Raw genomic sequence first — 18725 nt, forward strand, 5'->3', positions numbered from 1 at the left:
AGGTCCGGCCCGGTGCTCGACATCCGGCCGGCCCACCGGGCCGTTGTGGTATCAATGCCGGCCAGGCAGAAGGAAGGATGGACGCGGGTTGACCTCCACCGCCGATCACTCTCGCGCCGACGCGACCCGCGCCCGGCTGCTCGAGGCGGCCGTCGACGCGTTCGCCGAGCGAGGCTTCCACGGCACGACGACACGCGACATCGCCGCCGCGGCCGGGCTGAGCCCGGCCGCGCTCTACGTGCACCACAAATCCAAGGAGGAGCTGCTCTACCTGATCGCGCGATCAGGACACGACCACGTGCTGCGCCTCGTGCAGGAGGCGATCGCGTCGTCCGACGACCCGGCCACGGCGCTGCGGCGGGCGGTGCACGACTTCGTCGTCTCGCACGCCCGCGACCACACCCGCACCCGGGTGGTGAACTACGAGCTGGCCGCACTGAGCCCCGAGCATCTCGCCGAGATCCGTGCCGTGCGTCACCGGATCGAGCAGGCGTTCCGCCAGCTCGTGGAGGCCGGCGTCGCCGCCGGTGTCTTCGACGCCCCGGATCCGCGAATCGCGGGAGCTGCCCTGCTGTCCCTCGGCGTCGACCTCGGCCGGTGGTACCGCGACGACGGCGGCTGGAGCCCCGAGTACATCGCCACCCAGTACGCCGAGATGGCGCTCCGCATCGTCGGCGCTCGCTGAACGGCACAGCGGGGCGATCAGGTCGTTCCTGGCGGGACGGGCCACCGGCGGTTCAGCGGTGGTGGTCGGACCTGACGCTGGAGTTCGAGTCGATGGACCTCACCGCCGACACGGGTCTGCGGCTCAACGCCTACAGCGCCGAGCCGGGCTCGCCGGCGCAGGAGGCGCTCAACCTGCTCGCCAGCTGGACGGCCGCTCCGCACGTCCGGTCCGCCAACCGCCAGGGCGACTGACGGGGCCTGGGAAATACAGCCGCCCGTCGGCTCAGGTGCCCACCTTTCCCAGAGCCTCGGCGAGCTGCTTGAGGTCGAGGCCCGCCAGGTGGTCGAGGAAGTGCCGGCGCACGGCGGCCAGGTTGGTGGGCCAGGCCTGCCTCAGCCGGGCGAGGCCGGCGTCGGTGAGGACGGCGTTCCAGCCGCGGGCGTCCTGCGCGCACCTGACCCGCTGGACGTGACCCTGCCGTTCCAGCCGCTGCACGACGCGGCTCATGCCGCTGAGCGACATCTCGCAGGCGGCGGCGAGTTCGCTCATGCGCAGTTGCCGGTCGGGCGCCTCCGAGAGATGCATCAGGGTCTCGTACTCGATGCTGGGCAGTCCCTGTTCGCGTACGAGGGCGGCGTCGATGGCGCGGGGCAGGGCGTGAATGATCCGCGGGAGGGCCCGGACAACGGCCTCTTCGTCCGCATTGAGAGGTTGCGGCCCGTTCGGGGCCCGTGGCGGCTTCGGTGTGACGGTGGACATGCCCCAAGTGTACTTGCTTGACGAAGCAATTACCCGAGCTATGGTTGCTTCGCGAAGCAAGGACAGCCCGAGGAAGGGACAGGACAATGCGTGGACTCACCGGCAAGGTCGCCCTCGTCGGCGGTGCGGCGCCGGGCAACATCGGCGGCGCGACCGCGATCCGGCTCGCCGAGGAAGGCATGCTGGTCGTCGCGGCGGATCTGAAGCAGGCCGCCGCCCAGACGGTGGTCGACGAGATCACCGCAGCCGGCGGAACGGCCGTGGCCCGCGGCTTCGACATCGCCGACGAGCAGTCCTACCGGGGCCTGATCGACTTCACCGTCGAGCGGTTCGGCGGTCTGCACGGCCTGTTCAACGTGGCCGCGGATCTCTCGCCGAACAACATCGGGCGCGACAGCGACGTCACCTCGGTGCCACTCGATGTCTGGCAGCACACCATCGACGTCACCCTCACCGGCTACATGCACGGTCTCCGGCACGCCCTGCCGATCATGATCAGGCAAGGCCAGGGTGCCATCGTCAACACCATGTCGAGCGCGGTGTGGCTGGGAGAGACCGAGCGCGTCGCCTACCAGGCGGCCAAGAGCGGGCTGATCGGCCTCACCCGGCACACCGCCACCCTCGGCGGCAAGCACGGCGTTCGTACCAACCTCGTGTCGCCCGGCGTGATCCTCACCGGCGCCGCGCTCGAGACCACGACCGTCGAGTTCCGTGAGCAGATGCTCGCGATGGTCCGTTCGCCGAGGTTGGGGAAGCCGGAGGACCTCGCCGCGATGGTGGCCTTCCTCTTCTCCGACGACGGCGCCTACATCAACGGCCAGTCGCTGCTGGTCGACGGCGGCGCCAACTTCACCTGATCCCCCCAGACGCCGGCGCGCGCCCGATCCGAGCGCGCGCCGAGGTGCACCTGCCGGCAGACCGCGACGGGGCGGCCGCACCGCTTCGGTCCTGTCCAACAGGCAACCGCGCCCCTACTATGCGAGCGTGATTCACGTTGCCCCGGTCCGGCGGTCGTACCCGCTGCTCGCCGTCGCGATCGTCCTGGTGTTGCTCGGCGCGGGCGTGGTTTGGGGCGTCGGGGACGCGCTCGGGTTGAGCCACACCCCCGCCGCTGTGCCGCGCGAGGACGTCGCCGCCGCGCCGCAGCGGGTGGTCGCACCGGCGCCGCGGCTGGCGTCCATGGTCGTGCCGGAGGAGCCGCGCACCATCAAGGCCGCGGCAGCCGTCGCCGACGCGCTCGTCTCCCGCGGCCTGCCCCGCCCGGTCGTCAACCCGCCGGCGCCGGGCCACACGCCGGCGGCCCGGACCGCGACCATCGCGCCGCCTGCCGCCGGTACGCAGACCACGGCCGGACCGGCCACGGGCAGCCGGCAGGCCGGCGCGGCCGGTACCGCCGCACCCTCGGCCCCGGCGGGCACGGCGCTGACCACGCTGCGGGCCGGCGTGCTCGCCACCCTGGCCACGGCGCCGGAGTCCTACCGGCTCAGCGTGCGCGGGACCGAACTGGCCGTCGAGGGGGCCGACATCGCGGGCACCGCGGCCGGGCTGTACCGGCTCGCCGACCGGATCCGCTCCGGCACCGAGGCGCTGCCGCCCGCCGAGGCGGGCCGGGTGGTCACGCCCCGGCTCGGCCTGCGGCTGACCGACGCCGGCTCGGTGGGCCGCGAGCCCGACCCGGCCGCCTTCGCCGCCGGCGACGACTACAACCTGAACGCCGACGTGGTCGGGCAGGCGCTGCTGCCGCAGGCACCGTGGGTGGACGCGGAAGCGGTGGCCCGCATCGACGAGCAGTTCCGGCAGTTCGTCGACCACTCCGTGGCGCAGGGCTACAACGCTGTCGTCGTGCCCGGCTTCCTGGAGTACGTCACCTTCGCCAAGGTCGGTGACGGGCACGCGGTGTATCCGCCCGGCGACACGCACGTCGAACGCGCGAAGGCGATGGTCGCGGCGTTCGGCCCGGTCTTCCGGTACGCCGAGGAGATGGGCGTGCGGGTCTTCCTGCTCACCGACATGCTCGCGGTGTCACCGCCGCTGGAGGCGTACCTGACCAGGACCGTCGGCGGGCTCGACGTGGCCGACCCTCGGCTGTGGGCCGTCTACCAGGCCGGGCTGGCCGAACTGTTCGAGAACATGCCGTTCGTCGACGGCCTGATGGTCCGCATCGGCGAGGGCGGCGAGGTGTACGCCGAGGACGGCTGGGACTACTCGTCGAAGCTCGCCGTCACCACCGACGCGTCCGTGCGGGCGATGCTGCGGGCACTGCTGGACACCGCGGGGAAGGCCGGCAAGGAGGTCATCTTCCGCACCTGGACCGTCGGCGTCGGCGCCGTCGGCGACCTGCACACCAACCCCGAGTCGTACGCGCAGGTGCTGGGCGGGTTCGACGACCCGCACCTGATCGTCTCCACCAAGTACACCCTCGGCGACTTCTACAGCCACCTGCCGCTGAACACCACCCTGCTGGCCGGTGAGCACCGCCGCATCGTGGAGTTCCAGGCCCGGCGCGAGTTCGAGGCGTTCGGCTCGCTCCCCAACGACCTCGGCCCGCTGCACCGCCAGGCGCTGCGCGAGTTCCTCGCCGCCAACCCGAAAATCGAGGGCGTCTGGAACTGGACCCAGGACGGCGGCCCGCTGCGCGCCGGGCCGATGTCGCTCTACCTGCGCACCGGATTCTGGCAGCTGTACGACCTGAACACGTACGCCGTGGCCCGGCTGGCCTGGGATCCGGACGCCGATCCGGCCCAGGTCACGGCGGACTGGGCGTACCGCACGTTCTCCGGCGACCCGGCCACTGTCGCCGCGATCGGGCAGGCCATGGCGCTGTCCCGGGAGGCGGTCACCAAGGGCCTCTACATCGGGCCGTACGCCGACAAGTCGGTGCGGGCGCTCGGACTGGAGCCGCCGCCGATGATGTGGATCTTCGAGTGGGACATTCCGACCGGCGACTCCGCCGCGCTCGACAGCATCTACGCGGTCACCGGCGGTCGCGTCGACGCGGCGATCGACGAGGGTGACCAGGCCGTCGCGCTGGCCCGGCGCATGCGCGACCTGGTCGCCGCCACCGACCCGGCGAGCTGGCGGGACGCCGGGCTGCGCGAGCACTTCACCAGCACGCTCGACTACCAGGTGAACCTCTTCGAGACGCTGGGCGCCTACCGGACCATGGTGCTGCGGCACGCCCAGTGGCTGGACACCGGCTCGGCGGACGCCTACGACGGCTGGCGGCTGGCCGAGACGGCGTACCGCGGCGCGCGCGACGTGCACCGGCAGCGCTACGGCACCGACCTGGACCTGCCCGCGTACAACTTCACCGCCGCCGACCTGGGGGCGCAGCGCGCGGACCGGGACCCGGCCATGGCCTGGGCGGCCCGCGTGCTGCTCGGGCTGATCCTGGTGGTGGTGCTGATCGGCGGGCGCGGGCGCGGGTTCGGCGGCGCCGCCGCGCGGGGGCTGCTGGTCGGCGCGGTCCGACCGTGGCGGGTCGCCGCCCTGCCGGCACCGCGGTCGCGGGCGGACCGGGTGCTGGTGTGGCTGGTCCCGGCCGTGGTGCTGGTGGCGAGCCGGCTCGTGTTCACCTGGTTCGCCGCCCCCGCGCACCTGCTGGTCACCCTGGGCGGATGGGCGCTGTTCGCCCTGGTCGTACGCCTCGTCGCCGGCCGGCGGGACCCGTTCCACCTGTGGGCCGTGGTCGGCGGCGTCGCGCTGCTGCGCAGCGTGCTGCTGCTGGCGGCGCTCGCCGGGCGCGGGCCGGGGAAGTACTGGTTCGCCTTCTGGACCGCGCCTGCCCTGCGCACGGTCTACGTCACCGTCGCGTTCGCGGCGTTCTGCTGGCTCTTCGTGGCCACCGCCGTGGTGCTGCGCGACCGGTACGGTCTGCGGCGCCGCAGCGCCGTCGGGCTGACCCTGACCGCCGCGGGTGTCCCGCTCGGGATCCTGTCCGGGCTGGTCGCGGTGGTCGGCCTGGAGCGCGCGCTGACGGTGTGGAACGACCAACTGGCGCTGCTGCCCTGGGGCCTGTCCCGCATCCTCGGCATCACCGTCTACCTGGGCATCCCCGCCGGCCTCCCGGGGTACGCCGCCGTGGCCGGCACCGCCCTGACCGCCGTCGGTCTGCTGCTGTCGATCAATCGCGGCCGGCAGCCAGCCTGACCGGCTCGCGCCGGGGACTTTTTGTTAGGGCTCTTGACAGCTTTGTCATCCGCCGCGAACGCTGGCGAAATCTCCAACCGGGTGCGCGACCGTCGCATTCGGACGTCCCCTCTGGAGGTTTTCGCATGAGGCGTAGTAGACGCAGGTTCCTGTTGCCGGTCGTGGTGGTGGCGAGCCTCGCGGTCCCCGCCGTACCGCTGCCCGCGCTGGCGGCCGAAGCGCCCGCCACCGACTTCTCCACCTCGCTGGAGGCCGGCGATCCCCAGCCGACCTGGATCAACACCACCGAGACCGACGCCGGCGGCGCCGAGAAGACCTCAGGGGTGACCGGCAGCCCGGTCAAGGGAATCCCCGGCAACCTGGCCGGCCGGATCACCGAGGTCACCGCCAACGCGGAGAACCCGCCCAGCGAGACCGCGGACCGGGTCATCGACGGCAGTGTCAGTACGAAGTGGCTGTCGTTCACGCCGACCGGCTGGGTACGGGTCCGGCTCGACGCCCCGATCGCCGTCGTGCACTACGCGCTGACCTCCGCCAACGACGCGCCGGAACGGGACCCGAAGGACTGGACCCTGCAGGGCTCCGCCGACGGCGAGAACTGGACCACCCTGGACAGCCGGACCGGGCAGCAGTTCACCGAGCGCTTCCAGACCAGGGAGTACCGGTTCGACAACGCCACCGCGTATCCGTACTACCGGCTCAACGTCACCGCGATCGGCGGGGGCGGCATCACGCAGCTCGCCGAGCTTCAGCTCTCCAACGGCGACACCACTCCCCCACCGCCCAGCAACATGCGCACCATGAGCAGCGGCGGCCCGGTCAACGGCCCGACCATGAAGCCGAACGTCGGCTGGACCGGGGTCCGCGCGCTGCAGTACTCGGGCGGGCAGACCGTCAGCGGGCGCGGGTACGCGTACAACAAGGTCTTCGACGTCGACCTCACGGTGACCGACCGGACCGAGTTGTCGTACGTCATCTTCCCGGAGCTGACCGGGCAGGACCTGGACTACCCGAGCACCTACGCGGCGGTGGACCTGGCCTTCGACGACGGCACCTACCTCAGCGAGCTGGGCGCGGTGGACCAGCACGGCTTCGGGCTGAGCCCGCAGGCGCAGGGTGAGTCCAAGTCGCTCTACGCCGACCAGTGGAACGTCAAGCGGTCCCGGATCGGCGCGGTCGCCGCCGGCAAGCGCGTCGACCGCGTCCTGCTGGCCTACGACAGCACCACCGGGACCGGCCTGTTCAACGGCTGGGTCGACGACATCCGGATCACCGGCAACCCGGCCGAGGTGGCCAAGCCCCGCCCCTCCGACCACGTGCTCACCACCCGCGGCACCAACTCCAGCGGCAGCTTCTCCCGGGGCAACAACATCCCGGCGACCGCGGTGCCGCACGGCTTCAACTTCTGGACCCCGATGACCAACGCGGGCTCCATCAGCTGGCTGTACGACTACCAGAGCCGCAACACCGCCACCAACCGCCCGGCCCTGCAGGCGTTCACCGTCAGCCACGAGCCGAGCCCGTGGATGGGTGACCGGCAGACCTTCCAGGTGATGCCGTCACCGGCCACCGGGGTACCCGCCGCCGGCCGGTCCGCCCGGGCGCTGCCGTTCGGCCACGAGAACGAGGTGGCGAAGGCGCACTACTACGAGGTCACCTTCGACAACGGCCTCCGGACGGAGCTGGCACCGACCGACCACGCCGCGCTGTTCCGGTTCACCTTCACCGGCGACCAGGGCAACCTGATCTTCGACAACGTCAACAACAACGGCGGCCTCACCCTCGGCGCCGACGGCGTGGTCAGCGGCTACTCGGACGTGCGAAGCGGGCTGTCCAACGGCGCCGGCCGGATGTTCGTCTACGGCGTCGTCGACTCCCCGGTCACCGCCAGCGGCCGGCTCACCGGCGGCGGCGGGACCAACGTCACCGGCTACCTGGCCTTCGACACCCGGCAGGCCAGGACGGTGACGTTGCGGATCGCCACCTCGCTCATCTCCGTGGAGCAGGCCCGGCGCAACCTCGATAACGAGATCGGCCGCGACGACACCCTCGAGACGGTCCGCGAGCGCGCGCAGCGGCTCTGGGACGACAAGCTGCGGGTGATCGAGGTCGAGGGGGCCACCGAGGACCAGCTCACCACCCTCTACTCCAACCTCTACCGGCTCTCGCTCTACCCCAACTCCGCCCACGAGAACGTGGGCACGCCGGAGGCGCCGGTCTGGAAGCACGCGGTGCAGTCGACCACGTCGAGCACTATCCCGGCCGGCACCACCGCCACCCGGACCGGCGCCCCGGTCGTGGACGGCAAGGTGTACGTCAACAACGGCTTCTGGGACACGTACCGCACCACCTGGTCGGCGTACACGCTGCTCGACCCGGACACCGCCGGCGAACTGGTCGACGGGTTCGTGCAGCAGTACAAGGACGGCGGCTGGGTGTCGCGGTGGTCGTCGCCCGGGTACGCGAACCTGATGACCGGCACCAGCTCGGACGTGTCGTTCGCCGACGCGTACGTCAAGGGCGTGCGCGACTTCGACGTCAAGGCCGCGTACGAGGCGGCGGTGAAGAACGCCACGGTCAGCCCGCCGGGCAGCAACCCGAACAACACCAGCGTCGGTCGCAAGGGACTGCAGACGTCGATCTTCCAGGGGTACACCGCCTCGGACGTGTCCGAAGGGGTGTCCTGGGCGCTGGAGGGCTACATCAACGACTTCGGCATCGCGAACATGGGCGCGGCGCTGGCCGACGACCCCGCCACCCCGGAGGCGGACCGGGCCCGCTACCGCGAGGAGTCGGAGTACTTCCGCAACCGGGCGCAGAACTACGTGCACATGTTCGACCCGCACGTGGACTTCTTCCAGGGTCGGGACGCCGCCGGGAAGTGGAAGTCCACCCCGGCGGAGTACGACCCGCGGGTCTGGGGCCACGAGCACGACTACACCGAGACCAACGGTTGGAACTTCGCGTTCCACGTCCCGCAGGACGGCCAGGGCCTGGCCAACCTGTACGGCGGTCGGCAGCAACTGGCCGACAAGCTGGACGAGTTCTTCCGCACCCCGGAGACGGCGAAGTTCCCGGGCTCCTACGGCGGCACCATCCACGAGATGATCGAGGCGCGGGACGTCCGGATGGGCATGTGGGGCTTCAGCAACCAGGTCGCCCACCACATCCCGTGGATGTACACGTACGCGGGGCAGCCGGCGAAGACGCAGGCCAAGGTCCGGGAGGCGCTGTCGCGGATGTACCTCGGCAGCGAGATCGGCCAGGGCTACGCCGGCGACGAGGACAACGGCGAGACCTCCGCCTGGTACCTCTTCAGCGCGCTCGGCCTCTACCCCCTGCAGGTGGGCAGCGCGGACTACGTGATCGGTTCACCGCTGTTCCGCAAGGCGACGGTGCACCTGCCCAACGGCCGGCAGATCGTCGTCAACGCACCCGGGAACAACGCCCGCAACGTCTACGTGCAGGGGTTGACGGTCGACGGGCAGACCCACCGGAAGTCCTCGATCTCGCACGGCGAGCTGGCCGACGGCGCGGTGCTGGACTTCGAGATGGGCGAGTACCCGTCGTCCTGGGCCACCGCGGCCGAAGACCTGCCGACCTCGCTCAGCAGGCCGGGCCCGGTCGCCCGGCCGCTGGCGGACATCACCGTCACCGGCGGGGCCGCCGCGCTGGCCGACGACAGCTCGGGTACCACGGTCGCGGTCGACGACCCGGTGCAGTGGAAGGTCTCCGGCACCCCGGAGCAGGTCACCCACTACACGCTCACCTCCGGCAAGGTCGCCGGAGACCTGCACGGCTGGCAGCTCAAGGGGTCCTACGACGGCCGTAACTGGACGGTGCTCGACGACCGGTCCGGGGAGTCGTTCCCCTGGCGGTCGCAGACCCGGTCGTTCCAGGTCGACCAGCCCGGCCGGTACGCCCACTACCGGCTGGAGGTGACCGCCGCCGACCCGGTGGCCACCCTCGCGGAGGTGGAGTTGCTGGCGAGGCCGTCGCCGGCCTGCACCTCGACGATCACCGGACGGCGGGACGCCGAGCTGACCGTCACGTCCGGCGTGACGTGCCTGACCGGCGCGACGATCAACGGGGCGGTGACCGTACAGCCCGGTGCCGCGCTGTACGTGCGGGGCGGCGTGCTCTCCGGCGGGGTGTCGGCCAGCGGTGCCGACGCGGTGGTGCTGCACGGCGTGACCGTGCGGGGTGGCGTCACCGTGGCCGGTACCACCGGCGAGGCCGCCATCGAGGCAAGTCAGGTCGCCGGCGGGGTCGACCTCGTCGGCAACGCCGATCCGGTGCTCGCCGCCAGCACGGTCACCGGCGCGCTGTCCTGCGCCGACAACGACCCGGCGCCCCGCGACAACGGGCTGCCCAGCACGGTCACCGGCGGCTACTCGGGACAGTGCGCCCCGCGCTGACCGGCGAGATCGGGGCGCCCGGCGAACCGCCGGGCGCCCCGAACCCTGCCACCGGCCGGCGACCCGTCACCGGCCTCCCTCGGCCAGCTCGGCGAGCATCCCCTCGCAGCTGCGGACGACGACCTGCGCGCCGCGCCGCTGGGAAAGCCGGAGCAGCGGATCCTCCGCGCGGTTGCGCCACTGCCACTGCGCGTCGGCCGCGACCTCCCAGAGCCGCTGTACGGGCGCGTCGTGCTCCAGGCCGAGTCGGGCGGGCAGGCCGACCCCGTCCCCGCCGACCAGGCGCTGCGCCTCCGCCGCCAGCTCCGCGTGGAACCCGAGCCGGGTGGTCCGCAGCGCCGCGAGCAGGCGCAGCTCCCGGAACTCGTGCGCACCGGCGAGGATCTGCTCCACCGCGCTGAGCAGCTCCCCGGTGCCCGGGCCGGGCTCGGCCTGCAGCAGCGCCTCCACCGCGGCGAGCGCGGAGCGCGCCTTGAGGGTGTCCCGTCGGTCGACGAAGAACCGGCTGATCGACTCGCGCAGCTCGGTCAGGCCGCTGCGCCGGATGAGTTCGGCGGCCAGCTTGCCCCGGCTGTCGCAGCCGGTACGGACCAGGGTGGTCGCCAGCCGGACCCCGATCAGGCCGAGCCGGTTCAGCAGCGCGGCGCGTACCTCGGTGTCCAGCCGTACCGGCAGCTCGGCGCGGACGAAGCGGTCGGCGGAGAGCAGGTGCGGGTCCAGCTCCTCCCGCGACACCTGGGCCAGCTGCGCGAGCGCGGCGTGGTCCGACTCGCTGAGCACCCGTCCGGCGAGCCCGAGCAGCCCGCTGCACGCCACCAGGTTGACGCAGAGGGCGTTCACCCGGGGGTCGCGGTGCTGCCGTCGGGCGAGCTGGCGGGCGGTGAGCAGCCCGTCGATCCGTCCGCCGCCGGTCTCGTCCACCCGGGACAGCACCAGGATCACGTTCACCGGGGCGGCCTGCCCGACCCGGCTGTCCCGAGTGGACTCCAGCACCCGCAGGTCGGTACCGCGACCGTCGCGGGTCAGGTACAGCACCGCGTCCGCGTCCCGCAGCACCCGGTCCATGACCGGCGCCCGGCCGTGCTCGTCGGCGCCGATGATCGCGGGCGTGTCGATCAGGGTGACCTGCCGCAGCGCCCGGGTCGGCCACTGCACCACGATGTCGCGCAGCTCGCCCTCCCGCCGGCCCACCAGGTCCACCCGCATCCCGGTCGCCGACTTGAGCACCGTCAGCTCCTGCGGGGGCTGGCTGCCGGAGTAGGCGGTGGCGCGCGGCTGTGGACCGTCCTCGTACCAGGTGAAGATGCCGCTGCCGTCCGGGCCGTCGATCGGCGCGACCTCCTCGCCCATGATCGCGTTCAGCACGGTCGACTTGCCGGACCGCCACGGGCCGGCGACCGCGACCCGCAGCGGTTGCTCCAGCCGGGCCAGCTGGTGCCGGAGGTGGCCGGTCGCGCGGGGGTTGTCCCGGTAGAGCTGGAGAGCCTGGTGCAGCAGCCCCCAGACCGCCTCGTCCAGCCGCAGGCCGACCGTCATGCCCGGGGCTCCAACGGCGCCGGGGCGGGCCGGGCGGCCGTCAACTGCTGGGCCTGCTCGTAGACGGCGGCCAGCCGGCTCATCTTCAGCCGGATCTCGCGCTGGCGCTGCTCGCGGGCGGCCGCGTCGGTGTCGGCGGCCCGCTTCGCGGTACGGAACGACTGGACGATGGCCTCCTGCAACTCCTCGGTCAGCGCGGTGAAGTGGTCCCGGAGCATCCGCTGCACCTGCCGGGCGGTGTCCCGACAGTCCTTGGTCGTCCGGACGAAGAAGTCGTCGACGTGCCGCTGGATCGCCGTCTTGGCGCTCGCCTGGCGGCGGCGGAGCAACTGCCTGCTCTCGTCCCGGATGCTCTTGCCGCCGAAGAGCGCGCCGGCGCCGATCGAGACCGGATTGATCATCGGCATGCCGGCGAGGGTCATCGCCAGGCCGAACATCAGCAGGCCGCCGTACGAGCCCTTCATGCCGGTGATCACCTTCTGGCTCGCGGTGAACCGGTCGATGGTCGGCCGCTCCATCTCCGGCAGCCGGTCCACGAGATCCGCCGGCACCGCCATGGACCAGGGCGGCAGTACGTCGTAGCCGTACCGGGCGAAGTTGCCGGCGACCCGCCGGGCAGCAAAGTCGCAGCGCTGGGCCAACCACTCGTGGTTGGCCTCGGCGGCCTCGACCAGGCTGCGCTGCAACCACTCCTGGAAGGTGTCCCAGGAGACCAGCGGGTCGGCCGTGTCGAACGCCTCGTCGACCATCCGCAGGATCTGCCGGGTCCGGTCGCGCAGGTCGTACTCGATGTCGGACAGCAGGTCGGCCATCTCGTCGGCCAGGGTGTTCTGCCAGCGGGTGGAGCAGCGGCGCAGCTCGTCGACCTCGCGCTGGGCCGCGTGCAGCCGGGAGATCGGCCCGGACTGGTCCTCCGCCTCCTGGCTCTCCAGCTCGGCGCGCAGCGGCGCGGCGAGCTGCTCCACCACGGTGCGGGCGATCACCGCGACCGAGGCCCGGGCCAGCACGTCGCCCTTGCCGGCCAGGTCCCGCTGCAGCCGGGCGATCAGTTGCGGGAAGCCCGACTCGGCGTTGAGCCCGTGGTCGTCGCTGACCGCCGCACGCAGGCGCAACGCCGCCGAGACCGGGATCAGCGCCGCCGGTACGCCCGCCTCGGCCAGGTGCTGCCGATTGCGCTCGGCGACCGCGCGCCAGTCCGGCACCAGGTCGGTCTTGGTCTGCACCACCGCCACGTTCGGGTGCGACCGGGTGACGTGCAACAGCATGTTCAGCTCGGCGACGGAGAGTTCCCGGGTGGAATCGGAGACGACCAGCACCGCGTCGGCGCGGTTCAGCGCGGCGGCCGAGGCGCCGGCACCGAGCAGGGCCACCTCGTCGGTGCCGGGCGTGTCCACCAGCACCAGCCCCGCGCCGAGCAGCGCGCGCGGCAGTCCGATCTCGACGTACGCCGGCCCGCCACCGGATCGGCGCCCCAGCGTGCCGCCCACCCCGGCCGCGATCTGGTCGAGCGGTACCGGGGTCCGCTCGGCGGTCGTCGGGACGGAGGCGCCGGCGGGTCGCCCGGGGGCGGACGCCGCCTGGACCACCGTGGCCGACGCCACCTCGGCGTGCTGCACCACGGTCGGCAGGACGGTGGTGCGGCCGTCGCCGACCGGGCACACCGGCGCGTTCACGATCGCGTTGACGAGCTGACTCTTGCCCTGGTGCGGTTCGCCGACGACCAGGACGCGCAGCTTCGGGTCGAGCAACTGGGCGCGCTTCTGCCGGACCGCCTGGAGCAGGTCCGCCCGCCCGTGTTCGCGGCACGTGCGGGCGATCCCGTCGAGCACGTCCAGCCAGATCCCCGCCATCACCGCACCAAGTGTGCGGATTTCGGATTAATTATCAAGTGGTGAATTGAGCAGGAACAGGTGGAAAGCCGGATCACCAGTGGCGATCCGGCTTTCCGGTCCCGCCGAACCCTGATCAGAACAGACCGTCGCCGAGACCCAGCAGCCCGCCGCCGGCCGACGCGGACGCATCGGCGTGGACCCCGGAGTCGCCGCTCACCCCGCCATTGACGTCACCGGTCACGCTGCCCACCGTGCCGGTGACGCCGGAGATGACGCCGTCCACCTGGTGCGTCACGCCGCCCACCGTGGAGGACACGTCGACCTGCGGGACCAGGCCGCCGGAGTCGCTGATGCCGAGCCCGCCCAGGGTGTCGGTCACGCCGAGCCCACCGAGGGTGTCGTCGACACCGAGCGAGTCGACGACGCCGCCGACCTGGCCGTGGGTGCCGGAGAGCGGGCCGCCGAGCAGGCCGTCCGGGGTGCCGAGCAGGCCGGCGTCGGTGCCGTCGAGCAGGGCGTCCGGGTTGCCGGCGATGCCGGCCACGTCACCGACCGTCGGGTCGGCCACGGTGTTCACCGGGCCCACCACGTCGGCGTCGAGGGTGTGTGCCACGTCGTGCACGCCGGTCACGTCGGTCTGGATGCCGCCCGGCCCGATGCCGAGGCCGATCCCGGGCAGCAGCGTCGCCCCGGCGGCGACGCCCGTCGGGTCGACGGCGATGGCACCCAGCACGCCGGCCTTGACGTCCACTCCCGAGTAGGAGCTGCTGATGGTGATGTCCTGCGGCACGGCCTGGAGCTGGGCGACCACGTCGGTGGTGTCGGCCAGCAACGGGTCGACCCCGAGCTGCCCGGCCACCGGGGCCACCGGCGCCAGCCCGTGCACCGGGGCGTAGTCGACGACCAGCGGGACCACGTCCTGCACGTCGGCGGCGGTGATGTCGGTGAGCCCCGCGGCCTGGAGCGCGCCCTCGGGGTCGAGGTCGAACGCCGACTTGGCGTCAGGGTTGGTCAGCAGGTTGAGCACGAAGTCGTGCAGGGTCTGGTCCATGTGCCGGTTTCTCCTCGGACGTTGGCGTCAGCGACCGTGATCGTCGACAGGGACGCTATGACCGCGGGCCGGCATGGGTCATCGGGGATCGGCCCGCAATCCGCCCCGCCCGATTAGGGTGCCCACCGCCTCGTCCGTTAGGGGGACTGGGGGAACCGGGCCGGCCAGATTTAGGGTCCCGATCCGGGAGCGATCTCTGGTACGAACGTAGGAGCCCACGGGGTGTCGCCGGGGGTGGGTCGCCGCACGTGCCGACACCGTCGCCACCGGCCGGCCAACTCACGGTGAAGGAAGATTGCGGATGCCGTACGTCCTGGGGATCGACATCGGAAGCACCAACACCGCGGCCAGCGTGGCCGGGCGACGGGGTGCGACCTGGGCGCGACCCGAGGTGGTCGCGCTGGACGGCGGGTCGGTGACCGTACCGTCGGTGTTGCACCTGGCGGCCGACGGGACGCTGGTGGTGGGTGAACCGTCCGTCGAGGACGGGAGCCGGACCGCACGCGGGTTCGTCCGCCGGGTCGGCGACGACGTACCCCTGCTGCTCGGCGGCGAGGCCTGCCCGCCGCAGATGCTGACCGCGCTGCTGGCGGCGTGGGTGGTGGAACGGGTCCTCGACCGGGAGGGTGAGCCCGCCGAGGCGGTCGTGCTCAGCCACCCCGCAGGCTGGGGTCGGCACCGGCGCGAGCTGCTGCACGAGGCGCTGTGGCAGTTCGGCCTGGACAACGTGACGCTGCTGCCCCGTACGGTCACGGTGGCCGAGAGCCACGCGGCACGGGGCTTCCCGGGCAGCACGGCGGCCGTCTACGCCCTGGGCGGCAACACCTTCGAGGCGGCCCTGGTCCGCCGCACCCCCCGCGGCACCTACGAGACGTTCGGCCTGCCGCAGGGGCTGGACTGGATCGGCGGCGCCGACTTCGACGAGGCGCTGGCCGAGCACGTGCGTACCGTGCTCGCCCGGGAACTCGCCGCGGCCGGACCTCGGCAGACGCACGCCACGCTGCGCGCGCTGCTGCCCGAGTGCGACCGGGCCAAGCGGGACCTGACCGTCGGTACGGAGACCGACGTGCTGCTGACCCTGCCCACCGGGCCGGTCCGGGTGCCGGTGAGCCGGGTGCGGTTCGAGGACATGATCCGGCCGGCCGTGCAGGCGACCGTCGAGCTGCTGACCCGGACCGTCCACTCCGCCGGGCTGCTGCCGGCGCAGCTCGACGGCGTCCTGCTCGCCGGCGGCTCCACCCGTATCCCCCTGGTCGTCGAGCTGCTCGCCGCGGCCTTCCCGGTACCGGTGGAGGTGGAGCCCGATCCGCAGCTGACCGCAGCCACCGGCGCGGCGCTGGCCGCCTGTCAGGTGGTGTCGCCCCGCCCGCGCCGGCCGGAGCCGGACCGCGGGCCCGCCCCGGCCGTCGAGACCGGACGGGCCGCCGCGCCGGCCGTCCCGGCGCAGCGTGCACCCGAGCACGACCGTTGTGCCCGCAGCGAGCCACCACCCCGTCCCCCGGTCCGGATCACCCCGCTGGAACTGCCGAAGGCCTCTCGTTTGGTGCTGGCCCGCGGCCGGGGACGGGAAGGATGACCACCATGATCATGAGCAGCGGCACCGGGTCCCGGCTGGTGCTGGACCGGGGGCCGCAGGCCCTGCTCGACGCGGTCGCGGCCGACCCGGACGCGCCGCTCGCGCTCGGTGCGACCGGGCCGGGCGGCCACGGCCGCAGCGCGTACCTCCAGGAGCTGGCCCGGGTCTACCGGCGGGCCGGGAGCACCGTGCTGGAGGGCGCCCCCGACCGACCCGAGGAGATCGAGCCGGACGCCGTGCTGGTGGTCGACGACGCGCACCTGCTCGACGACGCCCGGCTCCGGGTGCTGCGCGAACTGGTGGTCACCCGCCGGCACCGCCTCATCGTCGGCTACCGGCCGTGGCCCCGGCCGGCGGCGCTGGTCGGGCTGGCCGACGCGCTTCGGCGGGACGGCCACCTGGTGCTGCTCACCCCGTTCACCCGCGAGCGGACCGCCGCCTACCTCACCGGCGTGCCGGAGGTCGACCGGCGGCCCGACCTGGTCGACTTCGTGCACCGGCAGGCCGCCGGCGTCCCCCGCGACGTCGAGCGGCTGGTCCGCGGCCTGCGGGGGCAGGAGATCCCGCCGGGCGTCCCGACCGAGCCGCCCCGGCAGGCCGTCCTCCAGTTCGGACCGGACCTGGAGGACCTGGCGCCCGACGTCCGGCGGCTCCTGCTCGCCGTCGCCGCCGGCGTACCGCTGCCGGTGGACCTGCTCGGGGCGCTGCTCGGCCGGGAGCCGGGTGAGGTGGACGAGCTGATCGCCGCGACCCGGGCGGCCGGCCTGCTCGGCGCGGACGGCCGGCTCGCCCCGATCGTGCGGCGCGCGGTGACCGCGCTCAGCCCGGCCGCCGACCGCGGCGCGGTGTGGCGGCGGCTCACCGAGCTGCAGCTCGCCCGGGGTGGGCCGGTGCTTCCGCTGGTCCGCTCGCTGTACTCGGCGGGAGTGGCCGCCGACTGTCCGGCGCCGACGCTGGAGGCCGCGGCGGAGGAGGCGCTGGCCGGCGAGCCGGCCCTCGCAGCGGAGCTGTTCGCGGCGGCGACGGCCGCCGGACAGCCGGCCGCGGTCCGGCAGGCCGTGGCCTCGGCCCTCGCCGGCGACCTGGACACCGCTCTCCGGCTGGCCGACCGACTCCTCGCGACGGCCGCGCCGGCCGACCGGGCGGAGGCGGCGGTGGTCGCCGCGACCGCGCTGGCGCACCGCGGTCAGGTCGGTCGCGGCGTCGAGCTGTACCGATGGTCGGGTACGGCCTCGGCGGAGGCCTTCGCCGCCGTCGGCGCGCTCGCCGTCGGCCGCCCGGCCGACGTGACGCCCCCGTCCGGGGACGACCGGGCGGGTGGACCGCCCACCCTGCACGCCAGCGCGGCCCGGCTGATGGCCGAGGGAATCCGGGACAGCGTCGCCGGCCCACCGACCGCCGCGCTCTCCACCCTCGTGCAGGCGGCCGCACTGCTGGAGCCGGCCGGCCGGGCGGCGCTCCTGCCGGACAGCCCGGCGGCGCTCGCCGCGTTGACCGGCCTGCACTGCGGCGAACTGGACATCGCCGAGCGGGTACTCGACCGCGCCGCCACCAGCGGGACGGGCGGCCCCCTGCTGGCCCGCCGCCACCGGTTGCTGCAGGCGTGGATCGCGATGGTCCGGGGCCGTACCGTCGTCGCGGCCGACCACCTCGCTGCGGTGACCGGCGACGGTCGGCCGCTCGAGTCGCGGGACCTGCTCTTCGCCTCCGCGCTGGAGCTGGGGATCGCCCGGCGCAACAGCGACCTCGGCGCGCTCCAGCGCCGATGGGGGCACGCGCTGGAGGCCGTCGTCCGCCACCCCGTCGACCTGTTCACACTGCTGCCGCTCGGCGAACTGGCCATCGCCGGGGCCCGGCTGGGCGACCTCGGCCGGCTGGAGCCGTACCTGCGGGAGGCACACCTGCTGCTGGCCCGCCTCGGCGACCCGCCGTTGTGGAGCACGCCCCTGCACTGGAGCGGACTGCACGCGGCGATCCTGGCCGAGGAGCCGGCGGTCGCCGACGGCCACGTGGCCGCCCTGCTCGCCGCCGCGGACCACAACCGGTACGCGGCCGTGGTCGCCGCGGCCGCCGCCGCCTGGGTGGACGTGCTGCGCGGGATGGTCGACCCGGTCCGGGTGGAGGCCGCCGCCCGCGGCCTGCACGACGCCGGACTCTGCTGGGACGGCGCCCGCCTCGCCGGGCAGGCGGCGATCCGCACCTCGGACCGGCGGGCGATGACCACGCTGCTCGACTGCGCCCGGATGCTGCAGGGTCGGCCGGCGGGGGCGAAGCCCGGGCAGCAGCCGGCGTCCGTCGACGCCCTCGCCGGCCCGGCCCCGCACCGGCTCAGCGACCGGGAGCGGGAGGTCGCGGAGCTGGTGCTGGCCGGATTGACCTACCGGGAGATCGGGGACCGGCTGTTCATCTCCGCCAAGACCGTCGAGCACCACGTCGCCCGGATGCGGTCCCGGCTGGACTGCGCCAACCGGACGGAGCTGCTGGCCCTGCTGCGGACGATCCTGGCCGACCGGTCGCGCCAGGCGGCCGGACAGCCCTGGCCGGAACGGTCCGTTTCGTGAGCCGGCCCCGCACCGGCGACCACGGCATGCGGCGACCACGGCATGCGGACCCTGCTCGCCGCGCTGGCGGCGGCCCACGGTGGACCGCCGCCCCGGCTCGACATCGCCGACCCCCCGCAGACGCCACCACGACCCGCAGCAGAGGACGACAGATGATCCCCCACAATGGCGCCCCG

11 protein-coding genes are annotated in these 18725 nt (G+C 73.4%); 7 read left to right on the forward strand and 4 right to left on the reverse strand.

All coding sequences use genetic code 11. The annotated features are described in order from the left end of the window. Positions 1-88 precede the first annotated feature (88 nt). On the forward strand, positions 89-685 hold the full coding sequence (locus GA0074696_RS23340; protein ID WP_231925126.1) for a TetR family transcriptional regulator: 597 nt from the start codon (positions 89-91) through the stop codon (positions 683-685). A gap of 92 nt (positions 686-777) precedes the next feature. Further along, positions 778-918, forward strand: a complete 141-nt coding sequence (locus tag GA0074696_RS30935; RefSeq protein ID WP_197700766.1) for a hypothetical protein — start codon at positions 778-780, stop codon at positions 916-918. A gap of 31 nt (positions 919-949) precedes the next feature. Here GA0074696_RS30935 and GA0074696_RS23345 read toward each other — a convergent pair whose 3' ends face one another. After that, complete coding sequence (locus tag GA0074696_RS23345; RefSeq protein WP_088963085.1) at positions 950-1426, reverse strand: MarR family winged helix-turn-helix transcriptional regulator; 477 nt, start codon at positions 1424-1426, stop codon at positions 950-952. A gap of 86 nt (positions 1427-1512) precedes the next feature. Here GA0074696_RS23345 and GA0074696_RS23350 point away from each other — a divergent pair, with 86 nt between their 5' ends. The 3 genes from GA0074696_RS23350 to GA0074696_RS23360 all read left to right on the forward strand — a co-directional run bounded on the left by GA0074696_RS23350 (position 1513) and on the right by GA0074696_RS23360 (position 9993). Further along, positions 1513-2283 (forward strand): SDR family NAD(P)-dependent oxidoreductase, encoded by a 771-nt coding sequence (locus GA0074696_RS23350; protein WP_088963086.1) that lies wholly within the window; start codon positions 1513-1515, stop codon positions 2281-2283. A 127-nt stretch (positions 2284-2410) separates the two neighbouring features. Continuing rightward, on the forward strand, positions 2411-5575 hold the full coding sequence (locus tag GA0074696_RS23355) for a hypothetical protein (protein ID WP_231925127.1): 3165 nt from the start codon (positions 2411-2413) through the stop codon (positions 5573-5575). Between the two features lie 125 nt (positions 5576-5700). Continuing rightward, entirely contained in the window at positions 5701-9993 is a 4293-nt protein-coding gene (locus GA0074696_RS23360) for a GH92 family glycosyl hydrolase (RefSeq protein WP_088963087.1), read from the forward strand. A 66-nt stretch (positions 9994-10059) separates the two neighbouring features. Here GA0074696_RS23360 and GA0074696_RS23365 read toward each other — a convergent pair whose 3' ends face one another. The 3 genes from GA0074696_RS23365 to GA0074696_RS23375 all read right to left on the reverse strand — a co-directional run bounded on the left by GA0074696_RS23365 (position 10060) and on the right by GA0074696_RS23375 (position 14412). After that, entirely contained in the window at positions 10060-11529 is a 1470-nt protein-coding gene (locus GA0074696_RS23365) for a dynamin family protein (RefSeq protein WP_197700767.1), read from the reverse strand. Beyond that, on the reverse strand, positions 11526-13379 hold the full coding sequence (locus GA0074696_RS23370; protein WP_088963088.1) for a dynamin family protein: 1854 nt from the start codon (positions 13377-13379) through the stop codon (positions 11526-11528). Before GA0074696_RS23370 ends, GA0074696_RS23365 begins: the two co-directional genes overlap by 4 nt. Positions 13380-13494: 115 nt before the next feature. Beyond that, a complete protein-coding gene (locus GA0074696_RS23375) occupies positions 13495-14412 on the reverse strand; it encodes an IniB N-terminal domain-containing protein (protein WP_088963089.1) in 918 nt (305 codons plus the stop codon). Between the two features lie 301 nt (positions 14413-14713). Here GA0074696_RS23375 and GA0074696_RS23380 point away from each other — a divergent pair, with 301 nt between their 5' ends. Both GA0074696_RS23380 and GA0074696_RS23385 read left to right on the forward strand, forming a co-directional pair. Then, positions 14714-15988, forward strand: a complete 1275-nt coding sequence (locus GA0074696_RS23380; RefSeq protein WP_088963090.1) for an Hsp70 family protein — start codon at positions 14714-14716, stop codon at positions 15986-15988. Beyond that, positions 15985-18549 (forward strand): helix-turn-helix transcriptional regulator, encoded by a 2565-nt coding sequence (locus GA0074696_RS23385; protein ID WP_197700768.1) that lies wholly within the window; start codon positions 15985-15987, stop codon positions 18547-18549. Before GA0074696_RS23380 ends, GA0074696_RS23385 begins: the two co-directional genes overlap by 4 nt. Positions 18550-18725: the final 176 nt, after the last annotated feature.

The organism is Micromonospora purpureochromogenes, assembly GCF_900091515.1.
In the GTDB taxonomy this organism is placed as follows: domain Bacteria; phylum Actinomycetota; class Actinomycetes; order Mycobacteriales; family Micromonosporaceae; genus Micromonospora; species Micromonospora purpureochromogenes.

Excerpts from the sequence above, each read along its gene's own strand:
- GA0074696_RS30935 (WP_197700766.1), top strand. The coding sequence starts at position 778 with ATGGACCTCACCGCCGACACGGGTCTGCGGCTCAACGCCTACAGCGCC.
- GA0074696_RS23345 (WP_088963085.1), bottom strand. The coding sequence starts at position 1,426 with ATGTCCACCGTCACACCGAAGCCGCCACGGGCCCCGAACGGGCCGCAA.
- GA0074696_RS23350 (WP_088963086.1), top strand. The coding sequence starts at position 1,513 with ATGCGTGGACTCACCGGCAAGGTCGCCCTCGTCGGCGGTGCGGCGCCG.
- GA0074696_RS23360 (WP_088963087.1), top strand. The coding sequence starts at position 5,701 with ATGAGGCGTAGTAGACGCAGGTTCCTGTTGCCGGTCGTGGTGGTGGCG.
- GA0074696_RS23365 (WP_197700767.1), bottom strand. The coding sequence starts at position 11,529 with ATGACGGTCGGCCTGCGGCTGGACGAGGCGGTCTGGGGGCTGCTGCAC.
- GA0074696_RS23370 (WP_088963088.1), bottom strand. The coding sequence starts at position 13,379 with ATGGCGGGGATCTGGCTGGACGTGCTCGACGGGATCGCCCGCACGTGC.
- GA0074696_RS23375 (WP_088963089.1), bottom strand. The coding sequence starts at position 14,412 with ATGGACCAGACCCTGCACGACTTCGTGCTCAACCTGCTGACCAACCCT.
- GA0074696_RS23380 (WP_088963090.1), top strand. The coding sequence starts at position 14,714 with ATGCCGTACGTCCTGGGGATCGACATCGGAAGCACCAACACCGCGGCC.
- GA0074696_RS23385 (WP_197700768.1), top strand. The coding sequence starts at position 15,985 with ATGACCACCATGATCATGAGCAGCGGCACCGGGTCCCGGCTGGTGCTG.